The following is a 25883-nucleotide window of genomic DNA, read 5'->3' as shown; positions in this document are numbered from 1 at the left end:
CCTTGTCAACGATCGGGCGGCTCTTTTCCTGGCGTATGGCGCGGCGCTGCTCGACGGATCGTCCACGAATATCATCTTCGATTCTGTAAAGTTCGGCGATCCGCCGGAGCGCCTCGCTGGCGATCGGCGCGGGACCGGCCGCAGCGAGTTCGTAGAAGCGGCGACGGACATGTGCCCAGCAGAAGGCAAGCGTGACGCCGCTCTTTTCGGCGAGCACGCGATAGCCGCCATAACCGTCGACCTGCAGGATTCCGGTATAGCCTGCGAGATGAGCGATCGGACGTTCGGCCTTTCGGTCCGGCGCCTAGACATAGGCGACGCCCGGCGGATCGGCTCCCTCCCGTGGCCGGCCATCGCGGGCATAGGCCCAGAGCTGGCCTGTCTTGGTCTTGCCGCGTCCGGGATCGAGCACCGGCGCAGTGGTCTCGTCAGCGAAGAGTTTTGGTGAGGTCTTCAACTTACCAAGCAGCCGCTCGTGCACCGGACGCAGATGCCAGGCGGCGCGGCCGACCCAGTCGGCAAGGGTTGAACGGTCGAGATTGATGCCCTGCCGGGCGTAGATCTGCGCCTGACGATAGAGCGGCAGGTGATCGGCATATTTGGACACCAGCACCTGGGCGACCGTCGCCTCGGTCGGCAGGCCGCCTTCGATCAGCCGCGCGGGCGCCGGAGCCTGCACGACAACGTCCTCGCAGGCGCGACAAGCATATTTGGGGCGGCGCACGACGATCACCCGCAGCTGCGCGGGAACGATGTCCAGCCGCTCGCTCACGTCTTCGCCGATCCGGTGCAGGCCATTGCGACAGCAAGGACAGGCATGGTCGTCGACGTCGATCACCATCTCCAGGCGAGGAAGATGGGCCGGCAGCGCGCCGCGGTTCATCCGGCGCTTCGCGGTGCGTGCCAGACGCTCGGCCGGGGCGGCCTGCTCGGTCTCTTCCTCGCCGGCCGCCTCGATCTGCTCTGCTTCCTCAAGCCCCAGCAGAAGCTGGTCTTCCGGCAGCGTCTCGGCACGCCGGCCGAAGCGGTGACGCTGCAATTCCTTGATGATCTGGATCAGACGGGCATTCTCGACGTCGCGCGCCAGGACCATCGCCTTCAGCGCGTCCGGATCGTCGGGAAGCTGGTCAGCAGTCATCGCCATGACAGGATCAGACCATATTCACCGACAGCCCGCGGCAGCGGAATCCAGACTGATTCACTTCGTCGCGGGTCAGCCCGCCTGGGCTGGAACGCGGGTCTGGCGCGCCTCGTGGACCCGCCGCCAGTCGAGACCTTCGAGCAGCGCCGGCAGCTGCGTGGCCGTCAGCCGCATCATGCCGTCATGCACTTTCGGCCAGCGGAACTCCCCATCCTCCAAACGCTTGGCGTAGAGGCAAACCCCGGTGCCATCCCAGAAGATCAGCTGGATCCGGTCAGTCCGCTTCGCCCGGAAGACGTAGACGGCGCCGCTGAACGGATCGGCGCCCATCATCTCGCGTACTAGCGCCGCCAATCCCTCCGCACCCTTGCGGAAGTCCACGGGCTTCATCGCGACCATGACCTTGACCGCGCCCGTCGGCCCGATCACGACGGCGCTTTCAGCGCGCGGATCACCGCCGCCACCGTCCTGGCGTCAGCGCCACGGCCGACCCGCATGGCGACGCCGTTGATCTCCAGCTCGATCACGCCGGCATCCCGGGCGGCTTTCTGCTTCCGCGGCCGCCTTGCCGCTGGTTCAGGCCTCGGCGCTGCAATCACCGCCGGAACAAATAGCGGTTCTGGTTCTGCTGCCGGCGCTTCCGTCAACGGCAGACGAGCGGCCCGACGCCAAGCGAATAGTTGCTGCGGGGACAAAGCGTATCGCCGGGCCACCGCGCTCACGGTCTCGCCGGCTTCGTAGCTATCCGCCACGATCCGCGCTTTCTCCTCCGGCAACCATTCGCGCCGCCGGCCGGCGCCCGTGAAAACTCGAACCGTCGCGCAGGCTCAGGATCGCTGGACTTAAGCGTAATCTCTGAAATCGTCATATGTCGAAGCCCTCAAAGGCTCCGAACATCGTCCTTCACAGCCCGATACGAAAGGTGGCGTCAGAACACCGCTTACAGTCGATCCAGCGTTCCGGCATCACCAGCCTGCGCGGCCTGCCGTAGCCTTAAACAACCGAGGCCTTCGAACGGCTCGCAACGGAAAGTGGCAAGTTTCCAATGTGCGCAATCTATTGCGCCGTTCCCTCGAGGGTGGTCGGTTTTGATAGGCGGGAAAATGGGAGCCGGCGTTGAAGGCCGGTCTCGCCAATCAGAAGCTCCTGCGACGAATGCAAGAAACCACGCCTTCGAGGCACTATGCGTGACAAGCGCCCCTGCGCCTCACTGAATGCCGGGCCTTGTCGCTAAACGGTCCAACGCGTTAGTCGCTTGCTGAAGCCCCTGATCAGCCGCGTTGCGGTACAGGACCAGTGCCTCGTCAATCTTGCCCTGGCTTTCGAGTATCTGGCCAAGGTAGTACTGAGAATACTCGTTTCCGGTGTCGGCCGAGGCTTTGAGTTGGCCCACTATCAGCTTCAGATCAAGGCCAAGTTCGGCGAGCTTGACCTGATCGGTAGTCGCCTCAATCTCGTAGATCAAGTCGACGGCTTCTGTGTTGCCGAGACGGGCCGCGAATATCGCCCAGTAAAGCGCCTGATCGACGTTTTTCCCGACACCTTGCTCCCGAAGGTAATTTTCGGCCAGTTTTTCTGCCGCATAAGGGTTGGCAGACCATTCGATGCCCTTCAAAAAATATCTGTTTGCCATATAAAAGTCCTGCGGGTATCCATCGCAGATATTTCCGAATTGGTAAAAGGAACCCACATCGGCTGCCGAATCGCCGTCCTCGCGGTCCGCCCCAAGCTTTTGTATTTCGCAGTATTTCTGTTGGTCTTTTTCGAATCCGAATTCTCCATCGCGAAAGGAATATGCGTAATTACCCAGAGTCGCTCCGCCCCGATCCATATACTCCTTCAGAAGCCTCTTTCTCTCATTGTGATAATAATCACTATTGAATTCAGAACTCTGGTAAACTACCGCAAGATTCCTACCAGCTTCAATAGACCCAAGTTTGTATGCTATATCAAAATATTTTGCTGCCTTTAATTGATCACGATCAAATATTCCTGTATGATACTCGTATCCGATATCGTTTATTGCGGCGATGTAGTTTATCTTCTTCAATTCGAAGAGAACGGTGCGGACGATTTCAATCTCGCTAGCCTGAATATTGGGTTTCGAGGCGAGTGCCCGCACATATTGGTAGCGAAAACGCGGCTTGTCCGGCTCGCGCTCCGTCGCGACTTTACACGCGGCGACGACCCGACCGATGTACCCCCCCCGATCCAACAAAAAGCTTGTCAGACCCGGTCCGATTGCATCCGTTTGGAACTGGCTCGTGCCCCATAGATCGCAGTCATCGATCGGCATCACGGCCAGAGCCCCAAACGAGCCAGCTGCGGCTAGTACTGCACCACATGCCGCGGCGACTGCGAGCCGGCGCAGTGGCCGGCGCGCGACCTTCTTTGCCCACTCTTCCGGCAGGGCGAAGAGTTGGTTCGTCGAGGCGAGGCCGGGCAAGAGGTAGTCGACCAGGATGCGGTCGGAGCGGATGCGCTCGGCCGGCGGCGCGCCAGCTTCTTTCGGCGCTGAGACCTCCATGGCCGCGGCTGACGGACGTATGGCAGCCGTGATGCCAATCGCCTCGAGCAGCAGCGCCCGCACCTTGCGCCGTTCAGGGGCGGTGAGCCTTTCCAAGAGACGGGAGCGCATCCAGTCGGGCATCCAACCATGCCGGTACCAGGGGAGCTGCGCGACGCGAAGAATGTCGGGTGCGAGCGTCATCGGCTGGCCGCCGCGCTTGCCAAGCCGGTCGCGAAGATAGAGCGTCAGCAGCCAGCGTAATTCAGGATAGACCGAGGTAGCCGAGATCCAGCGGTAGGTCTCGGACCCAGCTTTCTGCTGGAGTTCGGCGACGAAGTCGTCGACTTCCGCTGAGGGTGGCGGCGCGCCCTGCATCCAGCGGTCAGCGCGCTCGTTGATGCGCGCGACCATCCGTTCCAGTGCCGGCGCGCTTGCGCGTGCCGTTATCGGGGGCTCGAATGCGAGCAGGCGAGCCGCAACAGCGCGGAGCCCCGCAGCCGAGGCATGCGCGATTTGGAGGCCCTTGGGCAGCGCCCAGCCGAGTGGGCCCATGTCGGATGCTTCCTCCGGAACGACGAGGAAGGTGCGCGCCACGTCAACGATCTCCGCAATCCAGGCCTTGGGCGCGCCGGAACCTGGATTGAGGAATTCGCTCTCGGAGGCGAAGAATAGGAAGATCGCGCCCGGAAAGCCGCCGAGCACGGAAGATAGAGCCTTGATCTCGCCGGAGCGCCTGCGTCGACAAGTCCAGGGTGAGCGGTCGAAGTCGAACTGCTCGACGAAAAGGCCGGCGTTCCGCAGTGTCTCCACCATTGCCTCGCCATAGGAGGCGAGATGGTCGCGCGGGCTACGTCGGTCGATCAGAACGACGATATCAGCAGGCACCGGCCGCGTGCGCCAGCGCGGCGTTAGCAGACCGCCCTGCTCGGCGGTCGCGATCGCCATCGCCTCAGGGTCGATCTCGCGGATCTCGTCGCGCGCCAAGCTGCGCAAGGACTGGAGGTCGGTGAGGAGCGCGCGGTCCCCGAAGCGCGGTCGGTCGCCGCGGAACGAAAGCGGTAGCGTGCGCAGATTCTGGCGCAGGCTCTCGCGTCGCAGATGCGCAAGCGTCAGATATACCAGCCCGCCAAACGCCGCAGCATAGACCAGCCATGGCAGCGCCACTACCACCGACTTCTGCCAACCGAACTCCGTGTAATACCAGCGCAGCGTCCGGTTCCACGGCGACTGCTTCGGAAGCTCCAGTTCCTTGATTGGGAAATTGCGGATCCAGTCGAGTAGCAGCCTGTTTGCGTCTATGGCGACCGCCGATCCAGACGTCAAGTTCGCCGGCTTGTTAACCGGCCGATCGATAGACTGCATCGCGAGTACGACGACCGCGATCGTGACCGCGATGACCAACGCTGACACCGCCCGCGTGGCGCCGGAGCGCAGGATGCGCCGCAGCCAAGTCTTTCTCTCCTCCGCGTCGCCGCTCGGCGGCGGCCCCTCCTTGCCATCCACCACCGCGTTCGACTCAGAGAACATAGCGCGGAAATGGTCATGGCACATCGCCTGCTGCGCCGGAGTGCCAGCGAGCACGGGCACGACGAGGCGCGCCAGCGCACCCTCTGCCTCCGGCATGGCGCCGGCGCTTTCTAGCCGCGACAACAGAAGGAAGAGCCGCGATTCCTGCTCTGCGCCGACGGCCAGCCCCTCAAGCCTGAGCCGCCCGAGGTACTCGGGCAGCCGGCTGTAGAAGGCGTCGCCGGCCAACGGAGATTCAGCCGCGCCCGCCATCGCGCCATCTCGAAAGCAGGTCCCCGACTCGTGACTGGTCGCCGCTGATCTTTGCGAGCGCTGGCAGACTGCGGCGCGCGAACTCCCGCGCCGCCGGATCGGAGAGCGAGGTCGATGGCGAGGCGCCTAGCCGAACCATGGCGCTCAACCAGTTGAGCAACTCCGAGGTTCCTGGCTTCTTGTCCAGCCCCGACGCCTCATCGCGCACGAACAGCGCGAATTTCACCGCGTCGCGAATCAGGGCAAGTCCAGCGTCCTTCGGGAAATAACCCGGCAGGCGCGCAAGGACAATCTGCTCCATCGACTCTGCATCGGGAAAGGGGATGTTATAGTAGATGCAGCGGCGCAGGAACGCGTCCGGTAGCGACTTCTCCGAGTTGTTGGTTATCACCACGATCGGGTGATGGTCGGGATCAGCCTCGACAGCGCGATTGCCGAGTTCAGGGATGCGGAAATACATTCGCTCGATCTCGTTCAGAATGTCGTTCGGGAAATCGCGCGGCGCCTTCTCCACCTCATCTATCAGCACGACCGACCGCCGCTTGCCGGGGTGGACGTACCCTGCCGGCAGCACATCTTGCACTGCCTTCGGTTCGTTGGCGCGCACAATCGCCTCGCCGAGCGCGTTGTAGGTTATGTAGTCTGCCGGCCGGCCGGCTCCGGAGCCGAGCTCCTTCGCGGTGAAACGCCCGAGTGTGTCGTATCCGTAGAACAGGTCGCGCGCCTGCGATGTCGACTTGGTCTCGAAGGCAAGCGGCGCGTCCAGCCCGAGTTCGAAGGCGACGCTTACTGCGAGCACAGTCTTTCCCGTTCCCGGCTCGCCGGTCACCATCAGAGGCTGGCGCAAGAGCAGCGAAACATTCACAGCATCGACCAGCCCCGGATCGCGGCGGTATTTACGCGGATCGCGCAGCTCGGCGCCCGGTGAAGCGGGAAGCGGCTTCGGGGCGGAGGGCGGCGCAGTCGATGGCGTCGCCGGATAGAGCATGGTCATGAGGCAGCATTCCCGGATGAGAGCGCGTCAGCGTTGATCTTCATCTCGTCCATGATCGTCCTTAGAAATGACGCGGCCTGCGACATCGGCACGGTGCGCTCGCCTATGCCGAGCGCGCCGGTGAAGAATTTTCGCAGCCGCTGGCGCAAATCCGGCGGTGCCTCGGACGCGAAATCGGCGTTCTCGTCAATCCAGGCGTCTATGTCGTCGTAGCCAACATGGCCGAGCTGGGGCAGGATCGCCGTCGTCGCGCGATCGCCTGACGACCTCGAAAGCGCTGTCAGGTCGTCCAGAACCCGCACTATAGACGATCCGCGCCTGAATGGCCAAAAGCGCTCGTTGGCGTAGCAGAACCGTCCGACCAGGACGATTGGATAGCGGCGCTCCACCGTATTCAGGCGGCTCCACCAACCGATCCACTCTCCGAGTAGGCGGCGGTGGCCGTCATTCCACCTGCGGATGTCGATGTCGAAATAGAGGAACAGCGCCCCGCTCTGGCACTCAAGCCTGCGCTCGATCGCCAAGATGCCCGAGCGCGACTTCAGCCCAAGCTTTTCCGTTAGCTCGTATTCCAGCTCGTCGAGGTGATCTTTGATTTCGTTTGCGTCGAGGCGAGGGCTGAGGTCAGCGGGCCAGCGCAGCAGCCGGTCGTCGACAGGGCCCGAGAGCTTGTTGCGTCGCAACAAGTCTGGCAAGTCGATGATAAAGAGCTGTTCGACGAAGATGTCCGCGCATTGCGAATCCTCGCCGATAACGAAAAACATCTGCGGCCGCACCAAATCGCGCTCGAGCTCCGTCTCCACCGCCTCACGGAAACGCCTTCGCTGCGTGCGGCGGTTGCAGAGATAGGGCAGCAGGCGAGCGAAGCGTCTTGAACGCACCTGCGACACTTGGGCCGGCATGTCGCCTTCGCGCAGCACGAAGCGACGCAACTCGGCGACCAAACCTTCGACATCGGCAGAGCCTTCGCGCCCAAACCCGGAGAGGTCGACGGCCTGCCTGATCCGTATCAGGCCGCTCATCTCATCGCGGCCAATGTCATCGATCCTGGCAATTACCAGCTTGTCGTTGATGCTGCCGTGATCGAATTCGCGGAAAAGTGAGTCGGAACGCGCCGGATTGTTAGAATTCCGCGAGAGAAAGAACAGCACACAGGCCGCCCCTTCATAGCCCTTGCGGATCTCGGCATCCCAGTCGGCGCCCGGCCGTATCCCCGGCAGCACTAGGCGGTGCTCAGCAAGGCCGGCCTCACCTGGCCGGTCGATCCACAGCGGGATTCCTGCCGCCAGCAGCGCCTCAAGGACCGGCTTCAGCACCGGTTTGTCCAGATTGGCATGGGAAACGAAGACGTAACGCATCATCGGCGAAGCGCCTAACCGCAGCGTGGCATGGCATTCGAGGAATGAGCGTAAAACGCTGCAAATCGCTCCCGACGCGCACTGCCCAGAACCGATATCCCCAAGCGTTCCGACATGCGCACAATCTTACTCCGGTTTCTAACAAAACCTGCACCAGGCTAACTCTAGGCCCTTGAACAGCGAAATGTAAATGCTCCTTGGCTTCAGTACCGCATGGGCAGGCGCGCTTAAGGACCTTACTACTCCAACGCCGAGTTTAGAAGTATAACACGCTTAAATTCGCAGTTGAATTTGAATCTGCCGGGTACCAGAAATTCTGGTTCCGGCTAGCGATGACTCTGCCGATCCAGGTTCAGACAGCAGAGAGTCCTGAATTGACGATTCAGTTACGTTCGGAAGCACCGCCGACTACCGAACTAAGGCAGCTTTCGGATGCGCAGAGTAGCACAGCATTTCCGATGTCCGGTTTCTCGGACACGATGTAGGACCAATTGCGCTGGGCCTGGCTTGGCACAATTCGCACGGGGCTCTGTATCGTCACCAAGCGCGTCGAGCAATTGCGTGATATGAGCCGGGCCGACAATCGTCAGGATCTAGAGCAGGCTCGGAAGATGCTGCGCTCAAAAGAATGTGCAAAACGTCCACTTTTCTGCTGGTTTAACGTCTCACCGAATGACTTGAGGTATTATGGCGGGTCCACCGTCTTTAGTCGAAGCCAGCGTTCTGCCTCGTCATAGAAGGAAATGCTCGATACAGAATTTGCGAGATCTTCCAATTTTGCCAAGGCAGCAAGCCTGTTCCGCTCAGGCCACTTAGTTATCCTAGTGGATGGAATCTAACACTTGGTGCCCGCGTTTGACGGCAGCAATGATCTTGTCAGGGTCGGCGGTCCAGGTGAAGGGCTTTGGTTGCCGGTTGTGCTCTTCGAGGAAGCGGTTGATTGCCGCCTGGAGGTCGACGACAGAGTGGAAGACGCCTCGCCTGAGGCGACGCTTCGACAGTTTTGCGAAGAAGCCCTCGACCGCGTTGAGCCACGAGCACGAGGTTGGCGTGAAGTGGAAAGTGAAGCGCTGATGGCGGTCGAGCCAGGCACGCACCTTGGGGTGCTTGTGGGCGGCGTAGTTGTCGAGGACGACGTGGACGACCTTGCCGGCCGGCACTTTCGCCTCGATAGCGTTGAGAAAGCGGATGAACTCCTGATGGCGGTGGCGTTGCATGTTGCGACCGATAACGGTGCCGTCGAGCACGTTGAGGGCGGCAAACAGTGTGGTCGTGCCATTCCGCTTGTAGTCGTGGGTCATGGTGCCGAGCCTACCCTTCTTCATGGGCAGGCCAAGTTGAGTACGGTCGAGCGCCTGGATCTGGCTCTTCTCGTCGACCGACAGAACGATGGTATGAACTGGCGGATCAACATAGAGGCCGACGACGTCGCGCAGTTTGTCGACGAACTGCGGATCGTTGGAGAGCTTGAACTGGCGCCAGCGGTTGGGCTGCAGCCCGTGCGCCTTCCAGATGCGCCTGACCGCGCTGGCGCTGATGCTGGCCGCCGCCGCCATCATGTCGGCGGTCCAGTGCGTTGTCTCGCCAGGCGGGTCCTGCAACGTCAACGCCACAACGCGCTCGGCTACCTCAGGCCCGAGCGGCGCAATGCGCGAGGGTCGCGTCTTGTCGCGCAACAGTCCTTCGAAGCCTTCCGTGGCGAAGCGCTCCTGCCAACGCCATACGCAGGTCTTGGACTTGCCGGTTTGCCGCATGATCTCGACGGTGCCCACGCCGTCGCTGCTCAATAGAATGATCTCGGCGCGCCAAACATGCTTCTGCGGCGCATTGCGATCCCTGATCAGCGCACTGAGGCGCTGGCGATCAATCGACGAAACAGTGACGGATATTCCTGTGCGCATGCACCAGACTCGCATGCGCACCCGCGAAAAGGAATCCCAAGCTGGACTCTTATGTCAGGCGGGAACCACTAGCGAGCTGATCGAGCAATTCATTGAGGCCTGCACCGCTCGTCAGTTGGCCGGCCACGCGCCGCGCATTGGTCCTGGAACATCTTCAGGCTTTAGCCTTGCAAGAAGCGGAATTGTGCGCTTAGCCTGTAGCCAAGCTGCCCCTAGCTCAAACAACACGAGTCTATCGGCTATATCCTCATCACGGTGCGCATGGCTTACGAAGATTTTCACCTTTCCACTCGTCACCACAATCATTGACCTCCCGTGCACTTCGTTTTTACCGAGCCCTGAAACGCTTATGTAGGGCTTCCACCTCGTGTGAGAAGGCCGATGCGCGGGATGGCAACCCCTTCATCAGCGCTGGACCGGCGCCGAGGCCCGACTTCAGCAACCCGCGACTCCTCCTTGGCCTTCCGATATCTTGTCTTCCAGGCAGAGGCGCTGAAAATGGGAGCCTAACTTGGCCATCTCACTGCTCTTCACAGGACACATGGTCGACAAGCCCGGGCGCCCAAAGCCGCGCTTTCCGGCCGATCTGGAGAAAGCGGCTTCAATGCGCATCGTCGAAGCCATAAGGTCACATGTGCCGATTCGCCCACCGACAACCGAAGCCGTCATGGGCTTTGCCAGCGGTGCGATGGGTGGCGACATATTGTTTCACGAGCAATGCCGGGCCCATGGAATCCGGACGACGATCGTGCTGCCCTTCTCGCCGGACGTCTTTGTGCGGACGTCGGTGCAGGGTATTCCCCACAGCAATTGGGAGCATCGTTTCTGGCAGCTTTGGAATGACACCCCCGAGGCGCGGCGCGAAACGATGGACCTGCCGGAGACGGACGAGGCATACGGCTCCTGCAACATTCGCCTGTTCGAGCTAGCGCGCCGACACGGCAAGGTTCACCTGATCGCGCTGTGGGACGGCAAAAGCAGCGACGGGCCTGGCGGAACAGCCGATCTTGTAGCCCGCGCCAGCCAGTCTAGCAAGCCGGACATCATCGAGCCTGCAAGTTTGAGGACAGGATCATAGCTCCAAGCATATTTGAGAGGGGACAATGCCAAGACCACTCTGCTTCATGGTGATGCCGTACGGCCGGAAACCGACTCAGGTCGAACAGGGCAGTGGCCCCGGCGACATCGATTTCAATGCCCTTTGGGACAAAGCGTACGTACCGGTGATTGAGGAGCTTGGATATGAGCCGAATCGTGCGGATCAGGACACGGGCGCATTGATCATCACCCAGATGCCTGAAAGGCTCTATTTCGCGGACCTTGTACTGGCGGACGTGACCATCCCGAACGGCAACGTTTACTACGATCTCGGCATTCGCCACGCGGCAAGGGAGAAAGGCTGCGTGCTTCTGGCGGCCGATTGGTCGAAACGTCTCTTTAACGTCACGCAGTGCGAACGATTACACACCCCTTGCGGAAGGAAATATCGAGCCTCGAGGGTGTCGTCGCCAGGTTCCGAAATTACCTGCCGTCTGCCACCGGTTAGCCGGGGCTAGACGCCACAAAGAGGAGCAGTGCGACCTACACGAGGACAGCACCAAACACAATGTGGGCAAGCGATAGGGATCTAGACTTTGAAAGCGGAGATTGGTCGATCTGGCATCGAGTGGGTGCGATTCTCGCCTAGCCTTGCACGTTTTTTTCCGCTCCCGATGTATTCATCTCGTACGTTCGCTGTGGTGGCGCCACAAGCGATTGCGCATTTGGCCGATGCTAAGCCGATGTCGAGCGCAAGTTCTGCTACCACATTGACAATGGGATACGACTCCGGCAGGTGCGCGCTCACATCAAGCGTCCCGCGCGCATCACGCAGCTGTGATCGTAGGCTCGTCCGCGGCGCTCGACTCGCGGGCGGTTGATGCCGCGGTGAAGGGTAGGAGCTCAGGGCTTCAAGGCGCAGCATGGTCATCATCGAGCTGCCGACAAATCCGATTCCATCGCGATTTGGAAACCGCTGGTATGAGGAATAGTTCCCGTTCGCGAGCCTTCCACCAAAGTCAGATACTGATATTCTTTATGTTACTTAAGATGAATGGGCCAACCTTTTCCTGGAGGGCGACCTCTGATGTTGCAATTGTCTGAGGGCTCATACTCATCTGGCTTTGGCCGCTCTTCATTGCCCCATCGGACGAGTGGAATTTGAAGAAGAGTACTTGGGTCAGATCATCCGAAGTCTGCAGGACAAAATAGGCGGCTTTCAGCGTAGCTCCGCCTCCGACTCCGCCGTCGACGTAGCTCAACCCGAAATTTGCGGTTCTGACCTTGATGCTCTTCTTTTGGAACACCGTGATCCACGGCGCGTCCTGATCCATGGAATGAAGCCCGTTCAGCACCGCAATGATGATCGAGCTCGCAGCGGCACCAGGACCGAAGATCGCAGTGACGATCGGAATGATCGCCTTATGCAGATCGGCGTTCTTGTCGGAGATGGTCTGTTGCGTGAGGCCGCTCGAGGTGACTTGCCATCCGATTTTCTTCATTACGCTGTTAAAGGCGTCGAAATATGCGGCAGGGTCCGGATTCCCGGCCGTCGCCTTGTCGGCCGCGAGTTGGCCGAGCAGCAGCGCGTTGCTGATCGCTGGACGAATCGACTGAGGCACGGTGTTGCTGAATTCGGCCATCTGCGAGCCGACGGTCACTGCCTGATGCGCGCCTGTGAAATCGGGGGGCGGCTCCTGCACTTCCGCTCCCCTCGTGGGTGCCTCCGGTAGCTCAAGACTTTGGATATACGACGTAATCTCAGACATGAGTTGCTTCCCTCTGAACAGTGGACTTCCGCAAGGTCGTGCCCACGACCACGCGCCTCAAGGAGCGGACCTGCGCCGTCACCATGTTTCAATCGTTTCGTCTGGCGAGATGTCGGGCACGCGTTCGATATGGTCCGTGTCGCCGAAATTGGTCTCGTGGGGCCCGCGCTTCGCGAAGCCATGCACTCCTGCTTCCCCGCGCAGCGCATTAAGGCGGTTCATCCAGCCAACGAGGAACCTATCCTGCCCCGGCGCCTGCGCGAACCGGCGGTAGAGCGCTTCGCGGATGGAGCAGTAGCGCGCGACCGTGTCCGGGGGGCTGCACGCGTCGCAGGCCTCCTGCGTCTTCGCGCCGAAATTTCCGTCCACGCCGACTCCGACGGCCTGCTGGAGCATCTTCACCGCACGCACCGGTCCCATATTGACCGCGGTGTCGAACTGGACGAGGTCGATGTGAGATTGAAGCACATCGCACCTAGCCTTCTTCCAGTAATTGTTTGAATAGATGGCGGCGACCTCGGCATTCGAAATCCCCTTGACGTCCGCAGCGGGCTGGCCCTGGCTCGCGCGCCAAACGTTGTAGACGTTCTGGGTCACCCCCTTCATGGTGCGACCGCCGTGGTCCTGCGGATCGTCCACGAAGCCGCCTTCCCAGCGAAGGACAAAGGCGAGAGCGTCGTTGTAGGCAGCATCCATGGCTAATCTCCTTCCATGTTGTCTTGGCCGAAAATGTCACTTGGCCAGGAATTCACTCTCGATGAATTGTCTGAGTTCCGCGACCCACACTCTGATACGCTGCCGCGTCGTATCGGTCTCGCTTGCCCCGCCTCTGAAAATATCTTCGTAGAATTCAAGCTGCTCGGTCACGGACCGCATTTTGACCGGCGAGCCAATATAGCGCCAGACGCGCTTGTATGCATTTTTGATTGTGCCCGAGTCTTCCTGCGCCGCATTCATGATGGCGACAGTCGTCCGGGCGTCGGGCGATTGGATAAGTGTCCAGAAGTCCGCCTCATCGGGCGCTGGCTGCTCGACGATGCGTTGCAGGTCCCTACCAACGACAGCATCGCAAGCCGTTCCGTCGCGCAGGGCCAAGCAGATCGCTGCGTTGTAGGCGATCAATCGGGGATAATCGTTCCCACCGAGCTCGACCGCCATTTCAGCGCACTCCCTCATCCTCTTAAGGGCATCGTTCGCGGCAGGGTCCGAAGGCTGAACCTGGGCAAGCCGCTTCCAGCAGCCCGCTTCCAGGGAGAGGCGCTCCGGCGTCGGACCCACCGCTTCGGTCAGCGACACCACCTTGGTCAACGCATCCTGGATCGCCGCGATCGCATCCGCTGGACTCTTCCCCTCCGCAAGCCCCCTGCGAAATTCGCTGACAGCGTTGCGGGAACGGAGATTGGCGAGCTGCTCGACCGCTTTCAGCTTGAACGCAGCCGTCTCGTTCTTGATTGCTGCGGAATAATAGTCGATCGCCTCGGGAAGAGCTCCAAGCTCCGCCCGCGCCTCCGCGAGAGCCGCGCAGAGCGGCGCCGACTTGAGCCAGCCCTTCCGCATTGCTTCGCCTTCGATTTTGACGAGCCGGTCTTGCTGGACCTTCAGATCGCGCTCCAGGCCGACGTTCACGTCTCCGCTGATCTGCTCGGCGGCCATGATCGCCTCCGAAACGCCCACGAACTGGTCGGCCTCGTCGGTAGCCGCTGGCGGCGCCGGCACGACGCGCAGGCGATAGTCGGGGTCGCCGTAGCATTGGAACGCGCCCCAGCTGTTGTTGTCTGGTTTTGTTTCGTAGGCCGCCCTTCTTGCCCGCAGCGTCGCCTCGCCGAACCTGGCGCCGTCGAGCATCTCTGAATAGAAGCGCAGGCCGAACGCCTTGGCGCAGTCGTCGTCGACCTCCCAGCCGGCGACGACAACGCAGCGCACGCCGAGCTGGATCAATTGCACGGCTACGCTCGCCGCCAGTTCGGGCCGCCCCTCGAGGCTCTCCTGCCGGGCCTTGTCCTCGGCCGTCGCGTCGATCTTGCCGAGGTTGCAGCAATTGACGAAAAATACGGCGGGGCTGACGGGCAGCTTCGACAGCACCGAAGGCCCCATCACGACGCCGTCCCCGAGAACCACGCCGGTCACCCGCCGGTTGACTCCGTCGGCGCCGGTCATGTCGTAGTCGACGACGCCGTGGGCGGAGATGTGCACGATCTCCCATGCCTGCCCCAGGAGTTGCTTGAAAATCTGGTTCGGGGTGGCCGCCGCTTTGACCAACAGCGTCACGTCGTGGCTTTGCCTCGTCGCGCCCAAGAGCTCAGCGAGGGCCGTCGCCTCCGCTTCTGCGCCGGGGAGCGCGCCAAAGCCCTTCATGGGCTCCGCGCCCGGATCGCCGATGACGAGCGCCTTGGGCTTGCCCCGAGCAGCGAAGACCTTCTCTGAGAACTGGGTCTGCAATAATTGCCGCACTATCCCGGCGCGGACGGCGGGTGGCGCGAGCTTCGGCGCGTTCGTGTCCTCGGCGCTCATCCAGGGCCGCCGGTCATCGAGCAATTCCCACGGAAACGCCGCGCTCTGTTCGTCGAGAATGAGTCGCTTGTTCTGCTCCTCAGCACTGCGGTGCTTCAGCGATTCCGGCCACAGCAATTCGAACAGGATGCGCCCGGGCGAGATCGGCGCGCCGTCGAGGTCGACATTCTGAGCCGTCCTGCGCATCAGCGGTGCGACGATGTCGAGGTTGGCGGCGATCGTTCGCGCCTCGGTCCGCGCGAAGCCGCCGCCGACGGTGAACGAGAGGGTGCGATCCTCCGCCCTTCCGACGGGGGGCACTGTGATCTGGATCGGCTCCCACCAGTTCGGGTCCGGCGAGATCGGCGCATTGCGGCGGCCTCCGCCGCGGGGGCTGAAGCGGGGCGGGAGCCTGAAGACGCCCTCAAGAACAGGGTCGTTCTCGATCGCCTTCCTTACGGCCCGCCATGTCTCGTACGCGCGATCTTCGTAGAGCTCGATAATTTCGACTACACTGAGCCGGGCGCCATTCCTTTGCAATCCGGCGAGCATGGCGTTCGCCTGGCTTGTCGCTTGAAGCAGCGCTTGCACGCAGCTGTTGCGGTCGAGACCCACTCCACCGGCCCCGACCAGAAGAGTGCTCAGTCCCATCGGTGCCTTCGGGTCCGCGGAGTTCGCGCCGACGTAAGCCCGGTCCAGCGACTCGACCATAAAGGCGAGAATTCCTCGACGCAGTGTTTCGCGAAGCGCGCCGATCGAAAGGCTGGCGGGCTGGCCGAGTCCCACGACCACGGCCCCGGAGGGCCGCCAGCTCGGATCGACGAGAATGGCGCAGGTTCCGATCCGCCCGGGGTACAGGCCCAGCTTGCGTCGCTCGGTGAGCCTGAAGCCCAAAGCCCGATCCAATCGGGCTTCCGTCCCAGCGAAGGTGTCGCCGATGTAATGACCGACAAGAACGGGGAACCGCGCGAAGGCGAGGTGTCCATGAACGACGCAAAGATCGATCCTGTCATTCTGCGTTTCGCGCGGATCAGTATCACTCATCACGCCCCCTTGTGACGACGAAGTAGCCCGTTCCGCTACGCCGATACCTGATAGACAGTCTCTTTTACGCGCCGCCATTGAGCTTAATTGTAGGAATTTCAATAGTTTATCGACCGCCACCTCATAGTATCGCGTGCACCGAGCAGGCCACTTAGCCGCCTGCAGAAATCGATTGCTATCCTTCTAGATTTTATACTGTTGTGCGCATGCATTGGGCTACACCCCATGCAATTTACTCAAGTTCACCTCGAACGACAAAGGATCATAGTGAAAGAGGCGAGCAGAGGTGTCAATGACCACGGAGTCCGGACCCTATTTTTTCGCGCAAAAGGGAACCCGGCTTTCGGTATTGAGACGCCTTTAACAGCGTAATGAAGAAAATCGGATGGCAAGTCACCTCGGCCGAGGCTCACAAACAGATCGTGACAGAAAGCCGATGGAGCGCGCAAGCGCGCTCTGGGGTGCGGTTGTATCGTCGCGCCTTTATAAATTGCGTCCCTCAAGAGGTTCGTCTAAAACGAGTTTTGATTGCCCGCCTGATATGGCGTGTCGCGGTTTCCAAAGTTGGCTCAGCCAGATGACTGCAGAGAGCGACGAACCGAAGGTTGCGATTGGCATGCGGGCCGGGCACATCTCGCCACTATCTAAGAGCGATGCCCATCAGAAATACGACTACGATGCGTTTATTTCTTACCGTCGGGGTGATGCAAGCCAACTCGCCCATTGGATCAGAAATAAACTGCAGCGGACTCGTCTGCCCTTGGAAATCGTCGCCGAATTGTCACCCGAGAACAAGGAGCTTTACGAACGCCGGCCCCAAATCTGGTTAGACACCTCATACGAAAAATCAAGCGACGATTTTCTTCTTAAGAAGGTGTTTCCAGCTCTCGATAAGTCGGCTCGGCTCATTGTGGTATCCACGCCTCTGGCACTTGAGAGTATTCGATCGAGCGATGGTCAAAGTGAGAACAATTGGTTAGTTCGAGAGATCGACCATTTCGTTGGCAGTCTTCCGACGAGCCTTGGGGAGCGCCCGATCGATCTTGTCTTCGGCCCAGGCGCCGTCGAGGGTTTGTACCCCGGGCGCCTCTCGGAGAGAGAGCGCTGGGATTGGATAGATCTCCGAGAATACAACGGGTGGCGTGGCAGCACTTTCAGTGACGCGCTTGATGATGGCGTCACAAAGTTAGTCGCAGCGCTCTATGACGTTCCGGATCGATACCTGCCACTTCTACGCCGCGAGGAGCATCGACGCCGTCAAAGGGCGATTCTGGGATTCGCGATTGCCGGCTTTTGCATTGCTGCATTCACCACGGCGCTTGCTATATGGGGTTTTTCTGAGCGGTCAAACGCCTTGACTGCACTCCAAGTCGCCCTCACAACGCGAGCTCAGATGTCGGTTCGGCTTGCGGCCGAGGAACTGAGCAAGAAAGATCCCGATCACGCATTGGTAGCGGGATTGGCCGGGGTCGAGACGCCGAGTATGCTTGAGCCAGATCATGCATTAATAGGCGAGTCCATAACTGCAATATCCAGCAGTCTTTCTGAGGAAACATTTGGCGCGACGTTACGCGCCCATGCTGATGCGGTGTTGAGAGCCTTCTTTGGACCCGCCGGTACATCGATAGTAACCATTGGTGCAGATGACAGAGTGATTGCGTGGAGGCGAGGCAAGGGGCAAGCGATTCGGCCATCTGGGAGCGCTCAACTTGCTGGAGATGTATTTGCAGCAACGTCAGATGGAGGGCTCGTCGCGTCCGGCTCGGCAAACGGCAACGTCACCTTCTGGAGTGCACCTGGCTCGGATCTCTCTCCCAAACCTTACAATTTTGGCGAGCCTGCTGTCATGCTCGCTCTAAGCAATGACCAACAGCTCGCGGCCGGCGTAGGTACTAGCGGAAAGCTGGTAGTGTGGAACGTTTCGGAGAATGAGACGGTCTGGGCCGACTCGACTGCGGGATCATCGTTTATTGCATTCGGCCGAACTTGCAACTGCTTGGTCCTTGGTTTGGCGACCGGTGACCTCCAAATACGGCCGTTGGACCGCAAGGCGCCACCAGAGCTGGTTCATGGCGCGTCAGGCAAGGTTACAAACGGCGCTTTCGGGCGAGCCGGACAGTTCGTTTTCAGCACGGACGACGGGCGTCTGTGGCTGACATCAGAGCACCAATGGCCAGCAGCGATCGGTATTGGTCGGCACGAGGGAGGTGTCACGGACATTGCCGTCTCCCCCGCCGCGGATTTTGCCGCTACAGCCGGCGTTGATGGAGTTGTTCGCTTCTGGGATCTTCGATCAGGATCAGAGGTTACAAACACAGCGTCAGAGCACGGCGAGGCGGTTACCCGAGTTGCATTCGCTCCGAATGGTGACAGCGTTGCGTTGGCTTACGCCGATGGAACCATTGCGCTCTGGGACATTAGCGACGCAAGGTCCCCCGCTTTTGAGACTCTGCTGCTGCGTGGGCACACTGCGCCCATTTTGGATCTGAGCTTTAGTCCGGACGGAAAGTGGCTGCTGAGCGCATCATTGGATGGGACCGCACGCCTTTGGCTCGTGCAGACGGCCTCAGTCTCTGACTCGCGCCAAGCCCACGATGGACCAGCAATCAATGCTCTCGCGAGCGGCGGCCATTGGGCACTAACTGCTGGCATCGAAGACAAGCTAGTCCGTCTTTGGAGCGGCCCGCCTTGGAAGCCCATTTACTCAATTTCCGTAGACGCTCCACCTAGCAAATTGGCACTTTCAGCTGATGGACGACGAGCTTTTATTGGAACTCGGACCGGCGACATACTTCAATGGCAGACTGACGGGTCGAAGGTTAATCGAATTTCACACGACAATGGTGTAATTAGCTCACTCAATATCTCGCCCGATCAGGCCACTTTGTCTGCCATCGGGGTCAACGGGACGCTTCAAGTGTGCAAAATCGCGGAGACGACTTCGCAGTGCGCCCCGGAGGGGCCACCGCTCGGATGGGGCTATTCCGTGACCAGCAGCGAAGACGGACGTTGGATAGGTGCCTCTGGCGGAACCGAGGGAGGTAGTGGGTGGGGGTTGGTGTGGGACCTTCACGCAAACAAGGGGTTCACGCTAGAGGGGCACACCGATCGGGTGTTATCAATTCAGTTCGATCGCTCAGGGGAGAGGGCCGTTACCGCTTCATGGGATGGGACGGCGCGAATTTGGGACTTGGCTACGGGACGAGAGATCGTTCGAATTGAGGAGCAAAAGGGCCGCTTGTCCACCGCCGGATTTAGCCCAGATGGCAAATGGATAGCGACATGTTCTTACGACAGGACTATACGGATTTGGCGGGTGCTGCCCTCTGGCTCGGCGAGCAAGCTGATTGTCCTATCAGCGCGCGACGGTACTCTGGTTTCTGATGAATTTAGTGTCGGTCAAATACAATTCGACCCAACTGGCAGTTTACTGGCCGCCACGCTGCTGACCGGTGACATCAAACTCTGGCATATGCCTGATGGAGTACCTCGTGGACTCCTCAAGGGAGATGGCTCTGGTACTCTCATCTTCTCCTTCCAGCCTGATGGCTCTCAATTAACCGGCACCACGGCGCGGGGGCGCTTGCTGAGGTGGGACGTGTCGCCTGCGCTAGTCGTAGCCGACAACGTGCTCTTATCATTGGCTCGTGGTTTCGTGCCGCTAGCGGGATCGTTAGCGGGGAAGCTGGAGCAGCCCGCAAACGGCTCGTCTGGCGCGTCGGAAACTTGTTCCTATGAAAGGGAACACTATATTGGCCTTCCGCCTCATCGCCTGTCGGGAGCCGCGCGCGCGCGCCAACAGGTAATTATCCCAACCGGCTGTCAATCAGGATCCACGAGCGACAAGGGGACCCTCAAGGGCGGACTAATCGCGGAGGCCGAGGGTGATTTTGCAACCGCCGCATCCAATTTCAATGCAGCAGCTAGCAACGGGGCCGCAGCAGCTCTCATCGGATTGGGAGACCTCGGCTTCGTTGACGAGTTTGGTGGCGAAGGCCTCACGGACCCTTTGACCGAGTACACCCGCGCTCGCGATCTGGGGGCACCATTTTCCGATTCCAGGCTGGGGTGGCTTCTCCTGACAACGGGCGAAGGAGATCTCGAGCAGATAAAGTCGCACTTTGTTCGATCGATTGAAAAAGGTGACGCAGATGGATTTGCCGGCCTTGCCTGGCTCTATCAACAGCATAGTCTATCGCCGAAAGACCTTGAGATGGCCTTCTCGCAATATATCAACGCGCAGTATGCCTACGAACGTGACGGCGATCTTGTTCACGCTCAACAGATAGCCGAGCAAAGATCAATGCTCGCACAATTGTTGGCGCCAGAGCGTGTCGCGAACTCCTTTCTTGCAGCTAGGCGGTCGATCCAAATGTCGACGAGCGCGCAGCAATGAGTAACCCTCGCGCAATCGCTGGGATAGCCGCGGCGTTGCTAGCCCTCACCAACGCTGCGATCGCAAGCGAGGCCAAGCCGCTATCCCCGGTCCACGCCACTCAATTCGAATTCACTACATTCCTTCATAATCGGCCTCTGGAGCTGGGTCTTCTACTGGGAAAGCATTTTAGCGATGTGGTCCCTGGACAGAAATGGGATAGTTTCCCTTCGCCTGAAGAGTATAAGAATCAATCTATTCGATACGGAGTTTTTGAGAGACCGCCCTTGATAAAGGGCTGGGACTTTCTTGGTAACAATTACTGCGTATCGCATTACAGTATGTTTATACTTTTTTTTAATCGCGGTTTTGTATTCAAAGTTGAGTTGCGATTTGTTGCGGATACATTCGCAGGGGTGATTAAGTCGAACGATCCCGCTTTCTGCGGTGACGAGACACCTATATTTACGGCGATAGCTAAGAAACTAGGAGGATCCTCTACCCAAACCCATGATGAGTATGTAATAAAGAGATATACTAATACTTATGTCGAGACATTGTCAACCGGTGGTGGCAATACAGACTGGAGTTGGGATCTTCGAGGAGGCCCAAGCCTTCCGAATTTCTAAGAGGCCGTTTGGAAAATCGCTTAGCTGGGGTGATGGCGAGTTGTGATTCAGGCTCTGGATGGGTACAAAACAGAGTCGTGGCCAGATGGCCCAGATCGCCAAGCGTTACCCCATCTGATTTGACGGACGAGGAATGGGACCAGATTAGCCTGCTGACGCCCAAGCCCGGGCGTCGTGGCCGTTCGCGTGAGGCCGATTTCCCGGAGGTGATCAACCCCGTGCGCTACCTGGTCCGCCCCGGTTGTGGCTGGCGGCTGCTGCCGATCCGCTTCGGGCTCTCTCAGGCGGTCTACGGCTGGTTCGCTGGTTCCGCGAATTGGCGCGGCCCTTTCTGTTCCAGACCATCCACGACGCGACGCTGATGCTGAGCACCGCGCCGACGGCCAAAGGCTGGGATGTAGCTTTTTCGCGAACGCGCAAGCCTGCCCAGCCCATGCTGGATACGCACTCCGGATACGATGTGAGATGTGAAGGGCTCCCCGGCCGTCTCTGCACACTACACTTTTTCTTCTTGGGTGATCATTCAAGCGCAGCGGCAGGACGCTTCAAGACTTCGCCTTAGTGCCATACGCACTTCTACGGCGCCGGCTTCGGAAGTCCCAACGGACCGGCATGGGATCACGGACGTCGACGGGATCGGCGACCCGCAGCACCGCATCGCCAATCTGTTCTGACGAAATCGGATCGTCTTGCCGCCGCCACACACCCAGCCCGTTCGAAACCCGCCGGTTCGACCTTGCTAAAGCAAATGCAGAATGCCTTCATCGACCGCCCGATGGCGTTCGCTAAATCGAGGAACTTGGCGTTTGATTTCCGCAGATCACCGGTGCGCGCCTAGAGTATCTGACAAGATCGGCGCGCCAGACAGGATGAACCTGAGCATTGCGCGGTTTGGCCCGCCCGCGTCTGGGCCGAAGAACGAACCCCCTGCGCGGGACGGCCGTGTGAGATGAGGTAGAAGGGGTACGAGCCGGTCGTCGCCCCAGGGTTCGCTCAGTCCAGAGCGCAAAGAAGGCCAAAAGCCCCCTAACCTCTCGGCTACCCCTCACCGGCGTTGCGCCGCGATTGCAGTCTTTCGCACTTGCACCTCGGCCCACGCGGCAGCCACGGCCTCCGGCGGCAAAGAGCGAGCCAATGTTGCCGTGCGCGCGCGGGCGATGGCGGCGGTTGCCGTGTCGCCAACTTCCGCGTAGAGCCACTCGGCGATGGCGTAGCCGCGGAACGCCGCGAGGCCGTCGTCGGCGCCCTGCTCCTCCGTGTCGGCCTGGCGCGCGAGCCGGAGCTGCGCGGCCGGGTCGCCGCGCTCGGCGGCCTCGAGCCAGATGCGGCGGGATTCGGCCTGGTCGGCGGGTGCGGCGGATTCTGTGAGGGCAAGCGCCAGTGCGTTGCCGGCGGCGACCACGCCCTTCTCATAGGCGGTGCGCAGCAGGCCGCTGGCGCGCGCCACATCGCGCTCGATGCCGCGGGCGTTGAAGTAGAGCAGCCCCAGATTCATGAAGGCCGACGGATAGGTTCTGTCGACCGCCGCCTGATAGTTCGCGCGCGCCAGATCGAATTGCTGCGAGGCTTCGTAGGCGCGCCCTAGCTGATAGAGGAAGCGCGGTTCGCCCGGCGCCATCTCGACCGCCTTAGTGCAGGCATCGATCGCGGCGGTGGCGTTTAGCGAGGCAAGCAGCACGCCCACCGTTGTCCGCGCCGGATCGAACGGGTTGGCCGCAAGCCGGTCGCACTCGTCGATATTCACCGTCGTACCGGTGTTCGCTTCGAGATCTTCCTCGAGGAAGAAATCGCGGCGCTCGCCGGCGAACAGGGCCCGTGGTGAGCGCGCCTGCAGCAGCGGCAGCGTGGTGCCCTCGGGCAGGGGCTCCGGCAGATCGAAGATCCAGATCAGCCCGTCGGCGGCCGCGGAGGAAGTCAATATGCGCTTGTTGTCGGGGCTGAACGCCACGTGGCCCATCGGGTCGCGCGCCCGCGCTGGGGCGGCGATCTCGCTGCCGGTCTGGAGGTTCCATACGCGGACGTTGAACGCCTGGTCAGTCGTCGCGCCCATCGTCTCGTCGGGGCTGAGAGCGAAATTGACGACGCCAGACCCGACGTCGATCCGCCGGAGCAAGGCGCCGGCATCGGTATCCCAGATGCGGACGACGCCATCGAGCGACGCAGTGACGGCGCTGCTGCCATCGCCGAGGAACAGCGCGTCGTTGATCAGATCGGCATGGCCCGGAAGCGTGACGAGTTGCTTGCCCGTCGCGGCGTCCCAGATGCGAGCGGTGCCGTCCCAGCCACCGGTGATCACCCGAGCGCCGTCGCGCGAGAACCGCGCACTCTGGACAAAGCGCGAATGCCCCGAGAGGAGCGCGAGCTGCTTGCCGGTCGCCACCTCGTAAATGCGGGCGAAGGTATCCATCGACGGGATTACCACGCGCAGGCCGTCCGGAGTCCATTGTACGTCTTCGACATGATCGGTATTGCCCTCGAAATGGCGAAGCTCCTTGCCCTCGGCAACGTCCCAAAGCCGCGCGATCCTGTCCTCGGACCAGCTGACTAGCTGGCGCGAATCCGGACTGAAGGTGAGGCCGTTCAACGGGCTGCCGATCTCGAGAACATGCTCGAGTTTCCTGGTCTTGACCTCCCACAGGCGGATCGTTCCGTCCTGGGAGCGTGTGGCGAGCGTCTGGCCGTCAGGGCTGAACACGGCATCGTCCAGCCGGTCTGTGTGCCCCTGCAGCGTCGCAATCCAGTCGCCGGTGTCGGTGTCCCAGAGGCGCGCCGTCCTATCCGGCGAGTAGGTGACCACGAGCCTGCCGTCAGGACTGTAGTGCGCCCCGCTCACATAGTCAGAATGTGCCTGCACCAGCAGCCACCGATGATCGATATTGGGATCCCAGACGCGGGCCGTATTGTCGAGGGAGGTTGAGAGCAGGCGCTTGCTGTCCGGACTCCAGGCCAGGCCGGTAATCGAGTGTTGGTGGCCGCTCAGCACGCCCAATGCGGCGCCGGTCCAGGCATCCCAGATCCGCACTGTGCCATCCTGCGATCCGGAGGCAATGAGCTTGCCGTCGGGACTATAGGCCACCTCGTTCACCCAATTGGTATGGCCGGACAGGATACGCTGGGTCTTGCCGCTCGACACCTCCCAGATGCGGGCATTCTTGTACTCGGTGGCCGCGACGATGTAGAGCCCGTTCTGACTGAAGGACGCCGATTTCACGTCGTAGAGGTTGAAATCGCCGCCGCCGAAGGTGCGGATCGCTTCGCCTGTAGCGGCGTTCCACAAATGGGCAGAGCTATCTAGCCCGCCGGTCAGCACCTTCGTGCCATCGGGGCTGAAGGTGACGAAGCTGATCGTCCCCTCGTGCCCTGTCAGCGTGGCAATCTCGGCTCCGGTCTCGACGTTCCAGAGGCGCGCGACCTTGTCATTGGCAATCGTCGCGAGCTCCTTGCCATCGGGCGAGAAGACGGCGTCCACCAGATAGTTCGTATGGCCGACTAGCGTATGCAATGTCTCGCCCGTCACGGCGTCCCAGATCCGGGCTTCCCGGTCCCATCCCGCCGTTGCGATGCGCTTGCCGTCCGGACTGAAATGCGCCCGCCAGATGCCGGCAGCGTGGCCGATCAAACGCTTCAATTCCGCACCCGTCGCGACATCCCAGATGCGGGCGGTGCCATCGTCCGATGCGGTAACCACGGTCTTCCCATCGGGGCTGAACTCGACATTGCGGACCGTCGAGAGGTGGCCGGTGAGCACATGCAGTTCGGCGCCGTTCACGGCGTCCCAGATGCGCGCCGTGCCGTCATCCGACGCGGTGGCCATCAGCTTGCCGTCGGGGCTGTAAGCGGCGCCGCTCACATAGCCTGTGTGTCCGGCAAGCACGCCCACCAGCCGATCCTTGCTGATGGTTCGCTCCATCGCTGCCACCGCCTCGTCCACCAGCGGCCGGTCGGCCAATTGTAGATCATGCGGCAGGGCCACCAGCGTCAGCGCCGAGGCCAGATCGACATTGCCGGCGTCGAGCTGGCGCTCGGCGGCATCGGCGAGGAATTTCGACTGATTGATCTGGGCGGCCGCAAGCCGCTGCTTGGCGAGCCCCTCGGCATTCTGCGCGGCGCCCTGCATCAATAAGGCATAGCCGCTCAGCATCGCGAGCACGACAGCGAGAGCGACCGAGCCTGCGGCGATGGCGACGAGGCGTCGCCGCGCCCGCTCCTGCTGGCGCTGGCGCAGATCGTCGTAGCGGCAGCCTAGCACCGTCGCGAGAATGCGGAGAATCTCGCTGTTGAGCGCACGCAAGCTATTACGGCGACTATCGGCGCGGATATCCGCGGCCAGTGGCTGGGACTCACCCGCGGCGCCCGAATAGAGCGTGCGCGGAAAGGCGGTCTCTGGATCGCCCTCGATCAGCAGCGGCAGGATATTGCTGCCCTTCCCCATCTCGCGGAACGCGGCGATTTCGGCCGAAACCCAATCAGACTCCTTGGCGCGCGGCGAGCAGACCGCCACAAGATAGCGCGCCGCCATCAACGCTTCACGAATGGCCTTGGTCAGGTCGCTATTGGTGGCAAATTCCTCGCGATCGCGGAACACGCGAGTCAGGCGGGCCGGGATGCCTTTCCGCACCAGCGCCCTTGGCGTCCGGAATGCCTCGAGCCGCCGATGCAGCCGGGTCGCGATCTCTTCATCGACACCGCCATGCCGATAGCTGATGAAGATGTCGAAGCCGGCCGTTGCGAGTGCGGCGCTCGGCGGTGTCGGCACAACCTCATTGTCAGAAGTCGCCGTGTCCATCGCCGTCTCCCAAGACGGCAACAGCTTACCGCGGCGGCTGGAATAGGCGCAACCGAGATATTCCCCGCCC

12 protein-coding genes and 3 pseudogenes are annotated in these 25883 nt (G+C 61.0%); 4 read left to right on the top strand and 11 right to left on the bottom strand.

The genetic code is table 11. The annotated features are described in order from the left end of the window. Positions 1-4 precede the first annotated feature (4 nt). From tnpC to LB541_RS18930, 7 genes and pseudogenes are all read right to left on the bottom strand, one after another. Positions 5-1144: pseudogene (gene tnpC, locus LB541_RS18960) on the bottom strand (IS66 family transposase); the annotation flags it as partial. A gap of 69 nt (positions 1145-1213) precedes the next feature. Next, positions 1214-1540 (bottom strand): IS66 family insertion sequence element accessory protein TnpB, encoded by a 327-nt coding sequence (gene tnpB / locus LB541_RS18955; protein ID WP_263488153.1) that lies wholly within the window; start codon positions 1538-1540, stop codon positions 1214-1216. Positions 1541-1566: 26 nt separating this feature from the next. Then, positions 1567-1923, bottom strand: a pseudogene (tnpA, locus tag LB541_RS28705) (IS66-like element accessory protein TnpA); the annotation flags it as partial. Positions 1924-2348: 425 nt separating this feature from the next. After that, positions 2349-5429 carry a tetratricopeptide repeat protein gene (locus tag LB541_RS18945; RefSeq protein ID WP_224619319.1) on the bottom strand — a complete coding sequence of 1027 codons (3081 nt, stop codon included), beginning with the start codon at positions 5427-5429 and terminating at the stop codon, positions 2349-2351. Continuing rightward, complete coding sequence (locus LB541_RS18940; protein ID WP_224619318.1) at positions 5413-6423, bottom strand: AAA family ATPase; 1011 nt, start codon at positions 6421-6423, stop codon at positions 5413-5415. The genes LB541_RS18945 and LB541_RS18940 overlap by 17 nt, the downstream gene beginning before the upstream one ends. Further along, positions 6420-7784: a TIR domain-containing protein gene (locus LB541_RS18935; protein WP_224619317.1), complete on the bottom strand. Its 1365-nt coding sequence runs from the start codon at positions 7782-7784 to the stop codon at positions 6420-6422. The genes LB541_RS18940 and LB541_RS18935 overlap by 4 nt, the downstream gene beginning before the upstream one ends. 818 nt (positions 7785-8602) lie before the next feature. Beyond that, positions 8603-9682 carry an IS630 family transposase gene (locus LB541_RS18930; protein WP_224619315.1) on the bottom strand — a complete coding sequence of 360 codons (1080 nt, stop codon included), beginning with the start codon at positions 9680-9682 and terminating at the stop codon, positions 8603-8605. Positions 9683-10193: 511 nt separating this feature from the next. On the opposite strand from LB541_RS18930, the gene LB541_RS18925 reads away from it, so the two are divergent. Beyond that, positions 10194-10760: a hypothetical protein gene (locus tag LB541_RS18925; protein WP_224619313.1), complete on the top strand. Its 567-nt coding sequence runs from the start codon at positions 10194-10196 to the stop codon at positions 10758-10760. 25 nt (positions 10761-10785) lie between these two features. Further along, entirely contained in the window at positions 10786-11238 is a 453-nt protein-coding gene (locus LB541_RS18920; RefSeq protein WP_224619311.1) for a hypothetical protein, read from the top strand. Between the two features lie 501 nt (positions 11239-11739). Here LB541_RS18920 and LB541_RS18915 read toward each other — a convergent pair. The 3 genes from LB541_RS18915 to LB541_RS18905 form a co-directional block, all read right to left on the bottom strand. Beyond that, the gene (locus LB541_RS18915; protein ID WP_224619309.1) at positions 11740-12489 is read right to left on the bottom strand and encodes a hypothetical protein; all 750 of its coding nucleotides are present in this window, start codon (positions 12487-12489) and stop codon (positions 11740-11742) included. A gap of 78 nt (positions 12490-12567) precedes the next feature. Next, on the bottom strand, positions 12568-13185 hold the full coding sequence (locus LB541_RS18910; RefSeq protein ID WP_224619307.1) for a glycoside hydrolase family 108 protein: 618 nt from the start codon (positions 13183-13185) through the stop codon (positions 12568-12570). Between the two features lie 36 nt (positions 13186-13221). Further along, positions 13222-16023 carry a CHAT domain-containing protein gene (locus tag LB541_RS18905; RefSeq protein WP_224619305.1) on the bottom strand — a complete coding sequence of 934 codons (2802 nt, stop codon included), beginning with the start codon at positions 16021-16023 and terminating at the stop codon, positions 13222-13224. Positions 16024-16600: 577 nt separating this feature from the next. On the opposite strand from LB541_RS18905, the gene LB541_RS18900 reads away from it, so the two are divergent. Both LB541_RS18900 and LB541_RS18895 read left to right on the top strand, forming a co-directional pair. Continuing rightward, positions 16601-20419, top strand: coding sequence for a WD40 repeat domain-containing protein (locus LB541_RS18900; protein WP_224619303.1), 3819 nt, complete (start codon positions 16601-16603; stop codon positions 20417-20419). A gap of 666 nt (positions 20420-21085) precedes the next feature. After that, positions 21086-21394 (top strand): annotated as a pseudogene (locus LB541_RS18895) (transposase); the annotation flags it as partial. Between the two features lie 678 nt (positions 21395-22072). On the opposite strand, the gene LB541_RS18890 reads toward LB541_RS18895, so the two are convergent. Beyond that, positions 22073-25813, bottom strand: a complete 3741-nt coding sequence (locus tag LB541_RS18890; RefSeq protein WP_224619301.1) for a TIR domain-containing protein — start codon at positions 25811-25813, stop codon at positions 22073-22075. Between the last annotated feature and the right edge of the window lie 70 nt (positions 25814-25883).

Source organism: Mesorhizobium sp. BR1-1-15, assembly GCF_020165475.1.
Classification (GTDB): Bacteria; Pseudomonadota; Alphaproteobacteria; order Rhizobiales; family Rhizobiaceae; genus Mesorhizobium.
The sequence above is the reverse complement of the archived record's forward strand: the minus strand, read 5'-3'. Positions and strand labels throughout refer to the sequence as shown.

Coding starts and splice junctions, on each gene's coding strand:
- tnpB (WP_263488153.1), bottom strand. CDS start 1,540: ATGGTCGCGATGAAGCCCGTGGACTTCCGCAAGGGTGCGGAGGGATTG.
- LB541_RS18945 (WP_224619319.1), bottom strand. CDS start 5,429: ATGGCGGGCGCGGCTGAATCTCCGTTGGCCGGCGACGCCTTCTACAGC.
- LB541_RS18940 (WP_224619318.1), bottom strand. CDS start 6,423: ATGACCATGCTCTATCCGGCGACGCCATCGACTGCGCCGCCCTCCGCC.
- LB541_RS18935 (WP_224619317.1), bottom strand. CDS start 7,784: ATGATGCGTTACGTCTTCGTTTCCCATGCCAATCTGGACAAACCGGTG.
- LB541_RS18930 (WP_224619315.1), bottom strand. CDS start 9,682: ATGCGCACAGGAATATCCGTCACTGTTTCGTCGATTGATCGCCAGCGC.
- LB541_RS18920 (WP_224619311.1), top strand. CDS start 10,786: ATGCCAAGACCACTCTGCTTCATGGTGATGCCGTACGGCCGGAAACCG.
- LB541_RS18915 (WP_224619309.1), bottom strand. CDS start 12,489: ATGTCTGAGATTACGTCGTATATCCAAAGTCTTGAGCTACCGGAGGCA.
- LB541_RS18910 (WP_224619307.1), bottom strand. CDS start 13,185: ATGGATGCTGCCTACAACGACGCTCTCGCCTTTGTCCTTCGCTGGGAA.
- LB541_RS18905 (WP_224619305.1), bottom strand. CDS start 16,023: ATGAGTGATACTGATCCGCGCGAAACGCAGAATGACAGGATCGATCTT.
- LB541_RS18900 (WP_224619303.1), top strand. CDS start 16,601: ATGACTGCAGAGAGCGACGAACCGAAGGTTGCGATTGGCATGCGGGCC.
- LB541_RS18890 (WP_224619301.1), bottom strand. CDS start 25,813: ATGGACACGGCGACTTCTGACAATGAGGTTGTGCCGACACCGCCGAGC.